The organism is Snodgrassella sp. W8124 (assembly GCF_016100875.1).
In the GTDB taxonomy this organism is placed as follows: Bacteria; Pseudomonadota; Gammaproteobacteria; order Burkholderiales; family Neisseriaceae; genus Snodgrassella; species Snodgrassella alvi.
Window position 1 is genome coordinate 429606 of record NZ_JACFRP010000001.1, and the last position, 16866, is coordinate 446471.

At 40.6% G+C, this 16866-nt stretch carries 11 protein-coding genes; 4 read left to right on the top strand and 7 right to left on the bottom strand.

Annotated elements, in window-relative coordinates:
* Positions 1-36 precede the first annotated feature (36 nt).
* The 3 genes from H3U73_RS01940 (at position 37) to H3U73_RS01950 (ending at position 6893) form a co-directional block, all read left to right on the top strand.
* The gene (locus tag H3U73_RS01940) at positions 37-1254 is read left to right on the top strand and encodes an MFS transporter (protein WP_084551996.1); all 1218 of its coding nucleotides are present in this window, start codon (positions 37-39) and stop codon (positions 1252-1254) included.
* Between the two features lie 28 nt (positions 1255-1282).
* Positions 1283-2512 carry an MFS transporter gene (locus H3U73_RS01945; RefSeq protein WP_084551995.1) on the top strand — a complete coding sequence of 410 codons (1230 nt, stop codon included), beginning with the start codon at positions 1283-1285 and terminating at the stop codon, positions 2510-2512.
* Between the two features lie 841 nt (positions 2513-3353).
* Entirely contained in the window at positions 3354-6893 is a 3540-nt protein-coding gene (locus tag H3U73_RS01950; protein ID WP_198189938.1) for an SIR2 family protein, read from the top strand.
* Positions 6894-7034: 141 nt separating this feature from the next.
* Here the strand turns inward: H3U73_RS01950 and H3U73_RS01955 are convergent, their stop codons facing one another.
* The 6 genes from H3U73_RS01955 to H3U73_RS01980 all read right to left on the bottom strand — a co-directional run bounded on the left by H3U73_RS01955 (position 7035) and on the right by H3U73_RS01980 (position 14912).
* A complete protein-coding gene (locus H3U73_RS01955) occupies positions 7035-10865 on the bottom strand; it encodes a DUF3683 domain-containing protein (RefSeq protein WP_198189939.1) in 3831 nt (1276 codons plus the stop codon).
* A 295-nt stretch (positions 10866-11160) separates the two neighbouring features.
* Positions 11161-11847, bottom strand: a complete 687-nt coding sequence (locus H3U73_RS01960; protein WP_198189940.1) for a GNA1162 family protein — start codon at positions 11845-11847, stop codon at positions 11161-11163.
* Positions 11847-12203, bottom strand: a complete 357-nt coding sequence (locus H3U73_RS01965; protein ID WP_198189941.1) for a DUF4810 domain-containing protein — start codon at positions 12201-12203, stop codon at positions 11847-11849. Before H3U73_RS01965 ends, H3U73_RS01960 begins: the two co-directional genes overlap by 1 nt.
* A gap of 32 nt (positions 12204-12235) precedes the next feature.
* Complete coding sequence (locus tag H3U73_RS01970) at positions 12236-12898, bottom strand: CsgG/HfaB family protein (protein WP_025331098.1); 663 nt, start codon at positions 12896-12898, stop codon at positions 12236-12238.
* Between the two features lie 113 nt (positions 12899-13011).
* On the bottom strand, positions 13012-13758 hold the full coding sequence (locus tag H3U73_RS01975) for a pseudouridine synthase (RefSeq protein WP_198189942.1): 747 nt from the start codon (positions 13756-13758) through the stop codon (positions 13012-13014).
* Positions 13755-14912, bottom strand: coding sequence for a class I SAM-dependent RNA methyltransferase (locus tag H3U73_RS01980; protein ID WP_198189943.1), 1158 nt, complete (start codon positions 14910-14912; stop codon positions 13755-13757). Before H3U73_RS01980 ends, H3U73_RS01975 begins: the two co-directional genes overlap by 4 nt.
* A gap of 202 nt (positions 14913-15114) precedes the next feature.
* Between H3U73_RS01980 and H3U73_RS01985 the strand changes: the two genes are divergently transcribed.
* The gene (locus H3U73_RS01985) at positions 15115-15399 is read left to right on the top strand and encodes a YciI family protein (protein WP_037391720.1); all 285 of its coding nucleotides are present in this window, start codon (positions 15115-15117) and stop codon (positions 15397-15399) included.
* Between the two features lie 121 nt (positions 15400-15520).
* On the opposite strand, the gene H3U73_RS01990 is transcribed toward H3U73_RS01985, so the two are convergent.
* Positions 15521-16579, bottom strand: a complete 1059-nt coding sequence (locus H3U73_RS01990) for a bifunctional transcriptional activator/DNA repair enzyme AdaA (RefSeq protein ID WP_037474843.1) — start codon at positions 16577-16579, stop codon at positions 15521-15523.
* Between the last annotated feature and the right edge of the window lie 287 nt (positions 16580-16866).

The window sequence follows — 16866 nt, forward strand, 5'->3', positions numbered from 1 at the left end:
GTAAATCTTTCAGTAAATTGTTATTGTGAGGTTGGTATGCAAAAGAAGACCTTGTCTTTATCGTTTATTTGCTTGTTGATAACCGTTTTTTTAGACCAGATTGGTTTATTTCTTATCTACCCGATTATTCCCTCTTTGCTGGAATCGGTAACTCACGAGAGTGTCGCAGATAATGCGCTTATCGGTGGGTGGCTGCTAGCGACTTTTGGTATTATGCAGTTTATTTTTGCGCCAGTAATGGGGGCTATTTCCGATAAATTTGGTCGCAAGCCAATTTTAATTATTTGCTTCACGGCATTCACCCTCGATTATTTTTTATATGCGATTAGCCAAAATCTGAATCTTTTATTTCTAGCCCGAATTATCGCTGGTATTGCCGGCTCTTCCGTCATTGTTTCTTTGGCAAGTGTCGCGGATATGAGCGATGAAAAAAGTAAAATGCAGAATTATGGGTTTATTTTTGGTGTAATGAGTTTGGGCTTAGTTATCGGACCGGCTATCTCAGCAGTTGTTGTTCAGCCAGGGATAAGAGTTCCTTTTTATGTTGCCGCCATTTTTAGCTTGCTGGGGTTACTGTGTGTTATTTTCTTATTTAAGGAGACGCTGCCTAAAGACAAGAGAAGAGCATTCAAAGTTGATAATCCGTTCTCTTCGGTAGCCTATTTTCTTAAGTATAAAGGTTTATTTCATCTGTTTATTGTGCAAATTATTTTTATGTTTGCGACGCAGTTCTCTATTACTCTGTGGCCGTTTTTTACAAAATATCGTTTTACATGGAATGATAGTCAAATTGCAACCTCTTTTGTTATCCTTGGGGTCGGTGGCTTATTTGCCCAAACAGTTTTGCTTAAGCTGGTCCGCTATGTACTAAGCGATCGTCAGATTCCTCTGTTAGGTTTCATTTTATTTGCGCTGGGGTTGATATGTATTGCTCTTTCCAATAGTATTTTAGCGATATATATGGCGATGATGATTTATAGTTTTTCAAGCATCAGTAACTCCTCCATGGTAAGTATTTTTTCGTCGCAGGTTGCTGATTCTGAGCAAGGGCAGCTAATGGGGGCATTATCGTCTATTACCAGTTTTTGGGCTGTATTAGGGCCAGTTTGTGCTACCAGTATGTATTACTTTACGGTTAATCAACCCTTACCAAATAGCGATGGTTACCCATTTATTTTTTCTGCAATCCTGGTATTGATATGCTTAATCCCGCTCTCTAAAGGATTAAAAATAGCAATCGCTGGACATAATTAATCTTTGTCACGTTGAGGTTTGTAATAAAATGTCCCATAAAGAGATCAAAAACATCCCCAAACAGATTCAGAAATTATTTTTTACTTTATATTACACGAGGTATATTGGCTCTGGATTTTTGGCTAGTGGTTTGTTTTTAATTTTACGCAATAAAGGTATTGCGCTGGATAAATTAAGCCTTATTCCACTCATGTCTTTGCCACTTAGCTTTAAAGTGTTATGGGCGCCGTTTATTGATAAATATTTAAAAACATCTTCAGGCCATTATCGGAACTGGCTGTTGATTGCGCAATTTTTGATGATATTGGGTTTATTTGCGATTGCTTTTATTGATCCGGTTAATAATTATTTATTAGTTTTGTTGGCCATTTTATTTTTTTCATTTATTATCCTCACGCAAGATTTGGCGTTGGCAAACTTAACCAGCAACATTTCTGAAGAGCATGAGAGAGATCTTATTGCTAGTCTAGATGTTAGCGGTTTTATGTACGGCAATATTATCGGTGGGGCCATTGTGTTGGTGCTATATTCTTACACAAGCTGGAGTGTCTGCATAATTTTTCTCTCTGGGTTTTTGGCATTTTTATTTCCATGGAGGCAAATATGGTTTTTTAATGAGTATAAGTTCAGTAAAAACAGTCGTATTTCTGAGACTACTGACAAAAATTATTGGAAAAATATTGTTTCAGTCTGGAAGGGAAAGAAAAGCTGGTGTGCTTTGCTGGTTATTATCCCTTTTGGCATTTCTCCCTCTTATAATCTGATGCCTCTAGCGCTGCTTGATAGTGGCTGGTCGTTAGCTAATACTGCCCTTTTGCTAAAATTATTCGGTACGATGATTTTGGTGATAACTGTTTGCGTTGGTAATCGTCAGCTTAGAAAATTGACCCGGAAACAAAGCTTGTCGTTTTCTATTATATTCTATGCTTGCTGTTTATTGTCATTTATCCCTATCTCGCTTGGTCATAATAATGCCTTGTTAGTTTATTTTTCATTTTTCCCGTATTTTGTTAGTTTGCAGTTTGTTCGTACCTGCCTACATACCATTATTTTGGATAATGCTGCCAGTAGTGTAGCACCGACTACAGCCACCAATGCTCAGATGGCAATTTTGTGGGGCTTTGATTTAATTGTTGCATCCTTAAGTTTTTATTTTGCTCAAAAGTGGGGATATTTTGTCATAATCACTGGTTCTGTTGTGATCGCTTTTTTTGCCGCATTTTTGGCAACCAGAGTCGTCCAAAATCAGTCCGATTAGCATTAACACTATAACTATTAAAACATTAAGTAACACGATGACATTCAATCAACAAAATTTTTCTATCAAAAAAAATATTTGAACCGTCCGTTACTTATTTGCAGCAATAAATTATTTAGCGTATTAGGAAATTTACTGAGCAAAAAGATGTGGCTAACTCTTATAACAAAAAAGAAGAGTCAGATAATATCTTTTCGACTTTAATCGTTCCTGAAACGCCCGCAAGTATCGAATCCTATATTGATAATGTAAAAAATACTATCATTCCTATTTGGTCTCATTGAGCAAACCCAACGTATCTAGGGCATATGACCAGACCCATGCCATCGTTAATTCCAGAAATGGGTCGATTAATCCAGACATTAAATCAAATTATAGTTTAGCTGGAAACCAGCAGAGGATTAACACTGCCAGAGCATCAGTCGCTTACATTATTGCATAAGGCAGTATTTAACTATAATGATGATTTTTAAGCGGATGTTAATCAGGATTTTAGTATAACACCGAGGATTTTTACTAATAGCTAGTTGATTACTACCCTTAATTTTTTTTAAAACTAAGCTTGTTTATGTAAGCTGGAAATTATTTCTTAGCTTCTGCTAACCCATGTTAAATTCAAGCAGCCGGAATAGGGATATTGACAGCTATAACGGTGTTTTTTAGAGTAAAATTACACTTTATTGATGCTGATTACACTATAGATAAGCCGTGTTTGTTTGATTAAGTCAGTTTTGAAATTTACAGCAGCTATTTTGCTGAACTAACAGTAAATTCACTTAACAGAAAATGTCCAACATGGTTTCTCAATGTATTAATTGATTTCTCAGGGGGGAAACAGACTATGACTGAAAGAGATATTACCAAAATAATTGATTATCCCTTAATTCAAAAGCTGGCACAGGCATTGTGGCAGAGTGAAGATGATGGTCATGGAGTAGCCATTATGGTTGGTGCGGGCTTTAGCCGCAGTGCTGCTACAACACAGGATATCAATAAGAAAATGCCAATCTGGGCAAATTTGGCTAAAAAAATTGCTGAAGAACTTGGAGAGGAGGAGCATACAGATGCTTTACGTCTGGCACAAATGTATCAGGATTACTTTGGTAAGCAGACACTGAATGATTTATTGAAAAATGAAATTGATGATGAAATATGGCAGCCGGCAGAGCTTTATCAGCAGTTATTAACATTACCCTGGACTGAAGTATTAACCACAAACTGGGATACATTGCTGGAGCGTGCGGTCAGAGATATACATGAACCTGTCTATGATGTAGTCAATAAACAGGAGGATTTAGCTTGCTGTCATCCCCCCCGGATTGTAAAATTGCATGGCACAATTAATCTCAGTAACGATTTGATTTTTACCCAGGAAGATTACCGTCATTATCCGCAGAAATACGGCATTTTTGTTAATTTTGTCCGGCAGGTATTTGTAGAAAATGAATTATGTCTGATAGGCTTTTCAGGAGATGATCCGAATTTTCTCCAATGGATAGGCTGGGTAAGGGATAATCTTCAAAGCAATGCGCGACGTATTTATCTGGTAGGTGCATTGAATTTATCTTCTGCTAAACGTAAGTATCTGGAAAGTTTGAATGTAGCACCTATTGATTTATTTGAGCTTGTTGCCGATATCGATAATAGAGATTTAAAACATAAAATGGCAATTGAATTGTTTTTAACACAACTGTCAAACTTAGAGGTAAAGAAAGCTTGGGATTGGACTCCTGAACATTTCAATGAAATTATTACGCTTTATCCATACAATCAAATAGAAATAGAAAAAGCTCTTCCCGCTTTAAGAATGGATAGAGAATCATATCCGGACTGGATTATCTGTCCATATTCATTAAGATTAGATATATTTCATCAATTACAGAATTATATATGCATATTATTGATTCCAGAACTGGAAAATTCAATAAAAAACAAGCTGCTTTATGAAATGGTTTGGAGATATGGGATTATTTTTTATTACAATATCAGCTCAAATTTCCAAAAAATGTTATTGGCAATATGTGAATCTGATGCTAATAGTGGTTTGTCTTTAAAGCAGCAATTAGAAATAGCTTTGTATTTACTTAAATGTACCCGGTCCACAAAAAAAGATTCTGACCAGCAAGAGATTATTGATAAAACCACTAAAATTTTAACAGAACACCGTGAGTATTGGAATGAAGGTCTTGTTGAACTTTATTACCACCAAGTTCTTGTAGCTCGGGATGAATTAAATTATCCGCTAATGGAAAAATTAGTAGATAAAATACAAGGAGCTGACCCAGTTTGGAAACTAAGGAAAGCATTTATTTTATCAGAATTAGCTCGTTATAGAGAAAGTGCCGGCTTAATAAATGAAGTTTATGCAGAACTTGTACGTGGCTATCGTAATAACAGAAATTCAATTTTTATACTATCAAGATTAGCCTGGGCACATATGATGAAAAGTATAGTAAATTTAGAAGAATTTAAAGTCAAAGCTTATAGTCAGCAAAATTGTAATCCATATGACATAATTGATTTCTTAAAAAAAGAAATATCAGATTGTATTGAAGAGCAAGAGGAACCTATTTTAGAAGCATCTTTTAATCCGGGAAAAATTATTGATAATTCTTCAACAATAAAGTTTATTTCTAATATGAAAATTCCCCCGGAAATTTTGTTTGATAATATTACTAATATTGTCGGTTTGCCTGTTCGATGGACAAATTATGCAATTGCTAAAAAAATTGCACTTGATATAGCTAATTCTATTGAAAAAAATTATTGGAAGAAATTTTTTTTACTAATACAAATTGGTGATAATAAGGAGTTTGAAAATGTACGGAAAATCTTTAATAGAATAGCAATTGCCCAATTACCTGATGAAGAGGTAGATAAATTTGTCAAATGCTGCTTCGAAGCTGTAGTATATTGGCAAAATAAAGTAATTGAAGAATATAGTCATAACAACAGCTCATCATATAGTATTGAACGTTTATCAATATTTATTGAAATTTTAGCCAGATTTCAGCCTAGGCTTTCATCAGAAGAAGCCAGAAAATATTACAGATTGGCTTTAGATTTAGGTAAGAATGATTGTTATAAATCTTCTATTTTAAAAAAATCAATAACTGATTTATTCAATTATTCATTGCAAAGTATTCCTATTAATCAACACTGTGAACTTATTACAGATGCATTGCAGTTTCCTGTACAGAATAATGGGTTAAATCCAATAATTCAGTATCCTGGTAAACGTAAAGCTGAAAACAAACTTAATTATGCAATTAGTGAACTTATTAATAATATAAATAGTATAAATGAATCTGAAATCAATTTCGAAATAGTGGATCGTATTCTTCCTTTGATTAATAAAAAATTTCTTTATGAACATGAAAAAAAACAATTAATTCGAAATTTATATGGCAAAAATTCTGATTATCAGAATTTACTTGATAAAAATAACATTTATCCCAGTTTTTTTATAAATTTGCCACCTGAAAAAAATACAGAACAAGTATATAGTTTCATTAAAGATAAAGTATTTACTGTACCTCCTTCTGATGATTTTCGTTTTCTCAAAACATTACTTAATACACTTGCATGGCAAAAAAAAGAATTAATACCTAATATTAGGGTAGTAATCGAATATTTCGATTATTTTACGAGTTGGAAATATGATAAAGAACAAAATATAGAAGATATAGTAAAGATGCTTGATCCTGAATATATGCATGCAGAGGAAAAAGTAAAATTTATAAGTCGTATTTTATATTATTTGGTGCAATATTTTCCTGAAAAATCTTTAAACCAAGATAATTTTGAAAAACTTAAGAAGTTCTATACTAGAAATCATTTTCCATGCTATTTAATTAGGGCATTTATTCCATTTGTTTTAAACAATTCGCAATGGCAGAAACAGATTATCGATATTATTAAAAAGGGTTTGAAAAGCAAAGATGAATTAATAGTTGCGGATGCTGCTAATGCAATTCTTCAGTGGGGAGATAAACTATCAAATAGAAAAGTGATTCGTCCGTTAATTAAAAAATTGATTAATCATGTAGAGTCAGTAAAATTAATTGGTATAGTAAATCTATTACCAGTTATCAATGAAATGCTGAATCAAAACTGGCTAACTGATGATGATATTAATATTTTAATTGAAAATTTACCAGAAATTTATCATGAGTGTAATTATATAAATTTTATTGATGGTAATAACTACGAAGTAAGCAAAATTTCTTTTATTCGAGCTAGATGTGTGAAACTAGCACGGGATATTCTGCAAAGAAGCCAGCAACCGCTTACAGAGTTACAAAATATTCTGGAAGAAGCTAAAAATGATGCATTGCCAGAGGTGCGTTTTGCCGAAACTGATGAATTTTATGAATTATAAATAAATTAATCTGCTAAACCATATTAATTAAAGTGCCAATGAATAAAATATTTATATTTTAGTGCTTAATTTTCAGCTATTAAATCAGACTTAATAAAAAAGGTTGCTACTTAGTCAGGTAGCAACCTTTTTTAATCCTATTTACAGTAACACCCGCTCAATCCCTCCGTTACTGGCTTTCTGCACAAATTCATCCTGCCAGTTTTCGCCCAGTATATGTTTGGCCATTTCAATTACTACATAATCGGCCTTGATATTTGCATCATCAGTATAACGGCTCAGGCCTTGCAGACAGGCGGGGCAGCTGGTGAGGATTTTTACTGGTTCGCCCTGAGGCAGCTTGGCTTTGCCTTTTTCGATTTCCTCCTGTTTGCGGAAGCGTACCTGTGTGGCAATATCCGGCCGGCTGACGGCAAACATGCCGGATTCACCGCAGCAGCGGTCTGACAGAGGTACGTTCTGCCCCATCAGCTCATTCACAACTTTTATCGGCTGGGTGGTTTTAATCGGGGTATGGCAGGGGTCGTGATAGAGGTACTGACGGCCTTTTACGCCGTTCAGTTTCAGGCCTTTTTCCAGCAGGTATTCGTGAATGTCGAGTATGCGGCAGCCGGGGAAAATTTTATCGAAGTGATAATCTTTGAGCTGGTCGTAACAGGTTCCGCAACTTACGACTACGGTTTTGATATCCAGATAGTTAAGGGTATTGGCTACACGATGGAACAGTACGCGGTTGTCCATGGTGATTTTATCGCCTTTGTCTTTATTACCGCCGGCAGTTTGCGGGTAGCCACAGCACAGATAGCCCGGCGGTAAGACGGTTTGCACGCCTACATGCCAGAGCATGGCCTGAGTAGCGAGACCTATCTGGCTGAACAGTCGCTCAGAACCGCAGCCGGGAAAGTAGAAAACAGCTTCGGCTTCATCGCTGATTTGCGGATTGCGGATAATCGGTACCGTTGTGCTGTCTTCGATATTCAGCAGTGCACGGGCTGTTTTAATCGGTACGTGGCGCGGTAAAGGGCGGTTAATAAAATGTATTACCTGTTCGCGGATTTCCGGCTTGGCGGTGGTGGCACGCGGTGCGGTTTTCTGGCGCTTCAGCCAGCCGAGGCTAAAGTGCTTACCCATTTCATAGCCCCAGTTTTGCAGTCTGAAGCCGGCTTTAACGACGCCTGTACGCAGGGCTTTGATGGTTCTGGGGTCGGTGGCGTTAAGAAAGGCCATGCCCATATAGACGGTAGGATTGAATTTCTTTTTACCGGCTTTGCGCAGGTAGTTGCGCATGGCTACGGTGACGTCGCCAAAGTCGATTTTTACCGGACAGGGTTTTATGCAGCGGTGGCACACGGTACAGTGATCGGCCACGCTGTTCAGTTCATCAAAATGTTTCAGGGAAACGCCGCGGCGGGTTTGCTCTTCGTACAGGAAGGCTTCGGTAAGCAGACCGACACCCAGAATTTTATTGCGCGGTGAGTACAGCAGGTTAGCGCGCGGTACATGGGTACTGCACACGGGTTTACATTTGCCGCAGCGCAGACAGTCTTTGATGGAGTGGGCAATTTTACCCAGCTCGGACTGTTCCATAATCAGGGATTCTACGCCCAGCAGCTCAAATGAGGGAGTATAGGCTTTGTCGAGGTTGGCACCGGGCATCAGTTTGCCGCGGTTAAAATGGCCGTGCGGGTCTACCTGCTGTTTGTAATCCCAGTAGGGCTGCATTTCTGCCTGTGTCAGGTAGTCGATTTTGGTAATGCCGATGCCGTGCTCACCGGAAATAACGCCGTTAAGGCTGCGCGCCAGTGCCATGATGCGGTCTACGGCATGATGAGCGGTTTGCAGCATGTCGTAGTCGTCGGAATTAACCGGGATGTTGGTATGGACATTGCCGTCACCGGCATGCATATGCAGGGCAACGAAGACACGGCCGCGGATGATATGGCGGTGAATTTCGTCGAGTTTTTCCAGTATCAGGGTATCGGTTTTGCCGCTGAATATTTCGGCCAGTGGCTGCATGATGTCGCGTTTAATGGATACGCGCAGATGAAAATCACGCATGGCGATAAAGCAGCTCTGGTCGCCAGCCGGTTCGTTGTCTTCGAGTTTTTGCGGAAACTGCTGCAGATAGTCGGCCAGTGGTGTGTCGAGATGGTTGAGCAGCCATGTCCAGCGGGTCTGGATACCGGTGATGTAATCAAGGGCATGCTGTTTGCGGGAACCGAGCAGCTCGGCGCTGGAAAGGTCGGTATCAAGTTTATCTACCGGCAATTTGGTTTGCAGATATTCGATGATGGCCGCGCACAGGGCAAGTTTGTTCTGAATCGACAGCTCAATGTTGATGCGTTCGATACCGTCGGAATAGCTGCCAAGCTGCTCAAGAGGTATCACAACGTCTTCATTGATTTTAAACGCGTTGGTATGGCGGGCGATGGCGGCCGTACGTGAGCGGTCGAGCCAGAAAGTTTTGCGTGCTTCAGGGGTAACGGCGATAAAGCCTTCGCCGCAGCGGGCGTTGGCCAGCCGCACGATATGAGCTGCTGCTGCCTGTACTTCATTTTCATCATCTGAAACGATGTCGGCCAGTAATACCATTTTCGGGCGGCCTTTGCCGGCTGCTTTGGTGGCGTAGCCTACGGCGCGCACGTAGCGCCAGTCGAGATGCTCCAGCCCCGCCAGTTTGACGGTTTTATGGTTAAGCATGTAGTTGCGCACTTCGACGATAGACGGGGTGGCATTGGCTACGGTGCCGAAAAACTCCATACAGATGGTACGGGTGTATTTAGGCATGCGGTGCAAAACAAAAGCAGCAGAGGTGATGATGCCATCCGTGCCTTCTTTCTGCACACCCGGTACGCCGGCAAGGAATTTATCGGTAACGTCTTTACCCAGACCTACTTTGCGGAAACGCTGCCCGGGTACTTCGAGACGCTCGGTTTTAAGGATGCTGTAGCCATCGTTATCAAGGGTATGTATGTCAAATATGGCGGTGGTTTCGTCGTGGATTTTGCCGAAATTATGGCGTACACGTTCTATTTTCAGCCATTGCCCCTGCGGGTTGACCATTTTCCACCACGCCAGATTATCCAGAGTGGTACCCCATAATACGGCTTTTTTACCGCCGGCATTCATGGCTACGTTGCCGCCGATACAGCAGGCATCGGCAGATGTCGGGTCTACGGCAAAAACCCAGCCGGCAGCACTGGCGGCTTCTTCTACACGGCGGGTAACTACTCCGGCACCGCAGGTAATTACCGGATAAGTGCCTTCCAGCCCGGGCAGTTGCTGTAAGGCAACCGGGCTGTACTGGTCGAGTTTTTCGGTATTAATCACGGCGCTCATGGCGTCCATCGGAATGGCACCACCGGTATAGCCGGTACCGCCGCCGCGGGGAATGATGGTGAGCTCCAGTTCAATTAAAGCGCGTACAAGCGGTGCGACTTCTTTTTCGTGATCCGGGTTGATAACTACAAAAGGGTATTCAACACGCCAGTCGGTAGCATCGGTAACGTGGCTAACGCGCGCCAGCCCGTCGAACATAATGTTGTCTTTGTGGGTGATTTTACGCAGGCTGTTGAATACCTGTTCGCGTTTGCTGCGGGTTTTACCAAAGCTGCTGTCAAAATCGCTGATGGCCTGCTCGGTGCTTTTTATCAGCTGCCCGACCATCTGGTTGTTGTCGCGACGTTTCTGAATTTCGCTGAGGCGATGGCACATTTCTTTAACCAGCGCCTGCTGGCGGTGCTGGTGTTCGAGCAGGTCGTCAATCAGGTAAGGGTTGCGGATAACTGCCCAGATATCTCCGAGTATTTCAAACAGCATTCGTGCTGAGCGACCGGTTCGTCTTTGCTCGCGCAGCTGTTGCAATAAATCCCAAGAATGGCTGCCGAGCAGGCGGATGACTATTTCTCTGTCGGAATAAGAGGTGTAGTTATAAGGGATTTCGCGTATACGCTGACTGGCTTGTGTGCTCATTAAACGTGTTCCGTTCCGCTCTGCTGGCGTTAAATTGGTAAGGCTGTAAATTGGTTATTTTAACTGTTTACTTTACTTTTCGCAGTTTTGTCTAATAACAATTTAGGTGAAAACAGTGGTAATGGCAATGGAAAAATCTGCTGGTTTGATGGTATTTTGTTTCATGTACCCGTTTTTAAAGGTGCATTTTATTATTTGGCCGGATGCTTTCCGGCTTTTGGGTAATTACAGTTTAAATGCAGAATGATTGATTGGCATGTAAGTCTGTAAAGATGCTTTTATTGAGAGAGGTAAGTTAATTTACAGATTCAACGGGGATAACCGGTTTTTTATATCCGGGATTGTAAGGTCCGAAGAGTATGCCATTAGTTTCCTCAGCTGACAGTAAACCGGTATCTACTGCACCGGCAACGATATAAGCTTTATCGGAGACTTTATTTGAAATCTGTGTAATCACGGCATTGACCATCAGTGAAAAAATATCATTGTTGCTATTATTACTGGAATCTATGGTGATATTTTTTTCTCCGCTCCAAATAATCGAACCGTTTTTAGCATCTATCAGTTTGGCTTCTACGGTAACTGTGGTAACGCTGCTGATTACTTTGTATTTTGTGCCATAGTCTTTTACGTTTAAGTAGAGGATGGCATCAGGATTGTAAATCTGTCTGATTTTGTTTATGTCTATTGCCTGAATTTCAGCTCCATCATTCAGACCATTGTCTTTAAATGTTTCATTAACCAGAGCTACAGGAAAGACATAATAACCTGATTCAGCTAATGGTTGTGTTGTCTGAGCTAATACAGCATACGGTGCTTTTGTATCAACTGAGGAGCTGGTGGGCAGTAATACCAGAATAGAATGCGGATCACTTTGCCGGAATTTTCTGTAATCATGTGGCTGTGGCTGGTAATGGGTGGTGGAACAGGCGTAAAGTAAAGTAGTAACCGCCAGAGAAAGCAGTAATTTGAAAAAGCGCATTATGATTTATCTTTGTCAATATTTTTTAACAGGAAGTTCATATAAGTTACTGATTCGGGAAAAGCGGCTTTTTCTTTTTCAAACTGAGCTTTAGCACCGGCGCGGTTGCCGGCCTGTGCATAGAGCATCCCCAGATGTGCATGGGCTCCCGGTGCCGGCTTACTGTGATGATTGGCGGCATCAATAAAATATTTTTCCATACCGGCAATCTGTTCTTCCAGTGAGGTTTTACCGTCCAGTGCCTGATATTGCAGTTTGTGATAATCACCCCAGTAGTAAAGTGTGGCAGACTGACTCTGATGAGCGCATACAGCCAGTATCAGGGTCGCGATGGCGGTTGTTATTATTTTTTTCATTTCGGATTTGATGTGTGCAGAAAGGTTTTATGTTAAGGCTGAGGATTCCATTGTCCTGATTCAATGCCATTAACCAGATTGTTTACTGCTTCTCGAATAGCTAAATCAAGCACTTTTCCGTTAAGGGTTCCGTCATAGCTGGCATAGCCGCCGGTACCGAGTATTTCGCGTGTGGAAAGTTTGAATTCTCCGGCACCCTGACTTGAATAAACGATTTCTGCTGTTTGCACATCAATGATGTTAAGAGTAACTTTGGCATAGGCTACCTGAGTTTTTCCCTGACCAAGAATGCCGAATAATTGTTCATCACCTATAGTTTTACGTCCGAATTCTGAAATATCACCAGTTACAATGTAGCGCGCGCCCTTGAGCTTTTGTTGCATACCGTTGATATTGGCTTCATTACGGATTTCATCCAGATTAGTACGATCCAGAACAATAAAACGACCTGTTTGCTGTAAATCAGTCATCAGAATGGTTTTCGCCTGACTGGTAAGTTGATTATTGCTGTTGCTGAAAATACCGCCGCCCAGATTACCACGGCTGTCAAACTTCCCTACAGCCAGCTGAGTTTTTATGCCGTTGTATGCTTGCTGATAAGTGGCTACTTTGGGAGTGTTGATTACTTGTGATGTTTCTGTTGCACAAGCGGATAGCAGGCTGGCACTCAGCAGGGTAAGATAAATTTTTTTCATATTGAGCTGCATATATTATTTCTTCAGCCTGTATCTGGGAAAATATTGATGTTAAAAGATATTATTAGTATTTTCAATTAAATATAATTTATATCCGTTCAGGATGCAGAGTATCAGAATTTTTCCTGCGGGCTTAAATAACGCCATTGTCCTGGTGGCAGGGCACCCAGTTTGATTTTACCCATGCGTACCCGTTTCAGACCGGTTACACGTAAGCCTACCAGTTCACACATGCGCCTGATTTGGCGTTTTTTACCTTGTTTAAGTATAAAGCGCAGCTGATCCTGATTTTGCCAGCTGACTTTAGCTGGCCGCAGTTTTTCACCGTCAAGACTTAATCCGTGGTTCAGCAGCGCCAGACCGCTTTCACTCAGTTTGCCGGTTACGCGTACGAGATATTCTTTTTCGATACCACTGTGTTCACCGATCAGCTGTTTGGCAATACGCCCGTCCTGAGTGAGTACCAGCAAGCCTACTGAATCGATATCCAGACGGCCGGCCGGTGCCAGATGGCGTGTATGCTCGGGCTGAAACTGAATGCGGCTTTTGTCTTCCTGCCAGTGGTTGGCTTCGATAATCAGCTCAACGGCCGCGCGATAACCTTTTTCCGGCTGCGCGCTGACAAAGCCTACTGGCTTATTCAGTAGAATGGTAACGCGTTCGGCTTGCTGACGGTGTGCCTGCCGGTCGAGGTCGATGCGATCACTATTAAAAACTTTTTGTCCGAGTACGGCAGTTTTACCATTAACTTTTACCCAGCCCTTTTCAATATAGTTGTCTGCTTCACGGCGTGAGCATAAACCCAGTTGCGCCATGCGCTTTGACAGACGCTGAGCTTCGTTTTGTTCTGTAGTTGTCATGCTTTATGCTCTTTTTGTCGATTAGAACCGGCTACCATATCCAGCAGGAACAGGCGGCAATCCAGATTACCGTTAAACAATGGGATTTTACGTTTTGGTGACAAACGCATCAGTTTGGGCATATCACGGTCGGCGCTGAACATACCGATCAGCCAGCCGGCAAAATGTTGTTTCAGCCAGCTGCCTAATTGGGGATATAAAGCATGTAAGAGCTGAATTTCAGAAAGGCGGACACCATAAGGCGGATTGCTTATCATGATGCCGTTATTCCCGTTCGGATGGGTATCCAGGGCATCTGTTACCTGCCATTGAATATATTGCTCCATACCGGCATAGCGGGCGTTGTCCTGAGCCAGTCTGATTAGCCTGCTATCAATATCTGCTCCGAAAATCGGTGCAGATGGCTGGTGTATGGCTGCCTGAGCAGCGCGACGCAGCTGCTGCCATAAATTATCATTATAATTATTCAGCTTTTCAAAACCGAAAGCACGTTCCAGCCCGGGTGCTGTGCCGGTGGCAATCAGTGCGGCTTCAATGGCAAGAGTACCACTGCCGCAAAAAGGATCCATAAAGGGCTGGCTGCCGTTATAGCCAGCCAGTAACAGTAAACCGGCTGCCAGATTTTCACGTAATGGTGCTTCACCGGTGTCACTGCGGTAGCCGCGTTTAAATAAGGCTTCACCACTGCTGTCCAGATAAACAGATATTTCGTTTTTCTCAATAAAGACATGAATGCGGATATCCGGACGAAATTTTTCTATACTGGGGCGGCGGCCGGTTTTATCGCGAAATACATCGCAGATAGCATCTTTTACTTTGAGGGCAGCAAAATTAAGGCTGTTGATTTGTGCCTGTTTGCCTTCGATATGAATTTTGAAATTTTTATCTACGTCAAACCATTCAGGCCAGCAGATTTTCCGGGCCAGTTGATAAATTTCGTTTTCGTTGCGAAAGTGGCCGGTAGTCAGACGGATAAGTACCCGGCTGGCTACACGGCTGTGCAGATTAATTTTGTATACGCTGGCTAAATCACCTGTAAGTGCGATCCCACCGTCACGATTATGAATCTGCTCACAGCCCAGAGTAACCAGTTCCTGATTTAATATGGTTTCCAGCCCGCGCGGACAGCTTACGAAAAGAGAATATGAATTCATGCAGTACTTTATTTAAAGAAGATAGGACATGCTAAATTGGTTTGCGCATGTATAAATAGTATGATTGTAATATTGAAGTTTATGTGCTGACTATTGTTTATGTTTTCGGGCTTGCAAATTTGAGTGATTAAGCGTGAAGATAACCTTAAGATGAAAAGGGACAAGAAGTCTGTATATGTCTAATTAATCGGGGATAAATACCATGTTTATTTTTAAACTGCATTATTTGAAGTCGATAGAAGAAGTAGAAAAATATTTGCCTGCTCATCTGAATTATTTGCAGGAACACTATGATAGTGGTGATTTTATTGCTTCCGGCCGGCAGGTACCGCGCATCGGCGGAGTTATTCTGTGCCGGGCGGCCAGTAAAGAATCGGCGCAGTCTATTATGGTTAAAGATCCGTTTTACATTCATCAGATTGCCGAATATGAACTGATTGAATTTATACCGACAAAATATGCATCAGGTTTTGAAGCGTTTATTTAAAAAACATTTTCAGAATGATGTTTACTTGTTTTTTGTGTTACAGGCAGATAAACAGTAAATCATCATTATGCTGACGCTCAAATCGCATTACTGGTTTTATTAGCCTGATGTGTAAACAATTTTATGATTTAAGATTACTTTTTTCATGGTCAATCAGCCATTTTTTACGTTCCAGCCCACCGCCGTAGCCGGTTAATTTACCATTGGAGCCGATTACTCTGTGACAGGGGATAATAATAGCAATACGATTAAAACCATTGGCATTGGCTACAGCCCGGACTGCCTGAGGATTATGCATTTTTTCTGCCTGTTGTTTATAGGTAGTGAGTTCTCCGTAGGGGATCTGTTTGAGACAATTCCAGACTGCCTGTTGAAAATCAGTGCCGGGAGTATGTAGTGGAATAGAAAAATATTTTCGTTTTCCTTCAAAATATTCCTTAATTTGAATTCTGGTCTGAATGATATGTTCATTTTCACCAAAAATAATTGTAGCATTCAGTAATTGCTGTAATTGTTTAAACTCTGTTTCTAACATCCGCCGGTCGACGAATTCCAGCAAACAGACTCCCTGTTGCGTGGCGCAGACAAACATCGGACCTATAGGTGTGGTCAGTCGGTTAATAAGTATGATGTTGTTGTTTAAATGGCCGGATGGTGAGTTTTTAGCAATTTTTTTATAGATATAGCCAAAACCGCTTAATGATCCATAACCATTATCGAAAGCGACATCTATTATTTTTTTACCGGTTTTCAATTCCTGATATGCCTGATTAATCCGGTACATTCTCTGATATGCCTGAAAAGTAATTCCATAATTTTTTTTAAACCAGCGGCGAACAATTTCCGGACTGATTTCATGTGCTCTTAATACGGAATCAGAAATTTTTGTCTTCGGATTCTGAGTAATCATTTTTATGGCATTAATAATCTGTTCGGGTGCCTCATTGGCATTTTCAGTCGGTCGGCAAATTTTACATGGGCGGTAACCTGCATTCAGAGCTTCTTTGACTGTATAAAAAAATTCTGTGTTTTCTAATTTAGGCTTTTTTGCTCTGCATGTTGCGATACAAAATATTGAGGTGGTTTTCACACCTGCATAAAAAATACCAACATAACTTTGATCTTTTGTGAGTAAGGCCTGATAGTATTTTTTGATTTCATTTATCTCTGTAACTGGCATTTAAAATATACTTTCCTGTATTTTGTGAACACTGTAAACCAATTCATCTGCCTGCAATGGTGTAGTTAAATTACTTTTTTTGCATAATTTCATTAGGCTTATTTAAAGTTAAAAGATTATGTAATTAGGTTCTGGAATGAGCATAGCTAAATTTGCTCCGATGTAGTTTCTGTTGATGTAGCAGTAAATAAAAAGATATTAAAAATTAATGCTGACAATAACAACCGAAAAATGGATAACTATTTTTATAATTTGAATTATTAGATTGTATGATTTAATCTCTTTGT

Bases quoted from the DNA above. Each gene is read 5' to 3' on its own strand.
- H3U73_RS01940 (WP_084551996.1), top strand. From the start codon at position 37: ATGCAAAAGAAGACCTTGTCTTTATCGTTTATTTGCTTGTTGATAACC.
- H3U73_RS01945 (WP_084551995.1), top strand. From the start codon at position 1,283: ATGTCCCATAAAGAGATCAAAAACATCCCCAAACAGATTCAGAAATTA.
- H3U73_RS01950 (WP_198189938.1), top strand. From the start codon at position 3,354: ATGACTGAAAGAGATATTACCAAAATAATTGATTATCCCTTAATTCAA.
- H3U73_RS01955 (WP_198189939.1), bottom strand. From the start codon at position 10,865: ATGAGCACACAAGCCAGTCAGCGTATACGCGAAATCCCTTATAACTAC.
- H3U73_RS01960 (WP_198189940.1), bottom strand. From the start codon at position 11,847: ATGCGCTTTTTCAAATTACTGCTTTCTCTGGCGGTTACTACTTTACTT.
- H3U73_RS01965 (WP_198189941.1), bottom strand. From the start codon at position 12,203: ATGAAAAAAATAATAACAACCGCCATCGCGACCCTGATACTGGCTGTA.
- H3U73_RS01970 (WP_025331098.1), bottom strand. From the start codon at position 12,898: ATGAAAAAAATTTATCTTACCCTGCTGAGTGCCAGCCTGCTATCCGCT.
- H3U73_RS01975 (WP_198189942.1), bottom strand. From the start codon at position 13,758: ATGACAACTACAGAACAAAACGAAGCTCAGCGTCTGTCAAAGCGCATG.
- H3U73_RS01980 (WP_198189943.1), bottom strand. From the start codon at position 14,912: ATGAATTCATATTCTCTTTTCGTAAGCTGTCCGCGCGGGCTGGAAACC.
- H3U73_RS01985 (WP_037391720.1), top strand. From the start codon at position 15,115: ATGTTTATTTTTAAACTGCATTATTTGAAGTCGATAGAAGAAGTAGAA.
- H3U73_RS01990 (WP_037474843.1), bottom strand. From the start codon at position 16,579: ATGCCAGTTACAGAGATAAATGAAATCAAAAAATACTATCAGGCCTTA.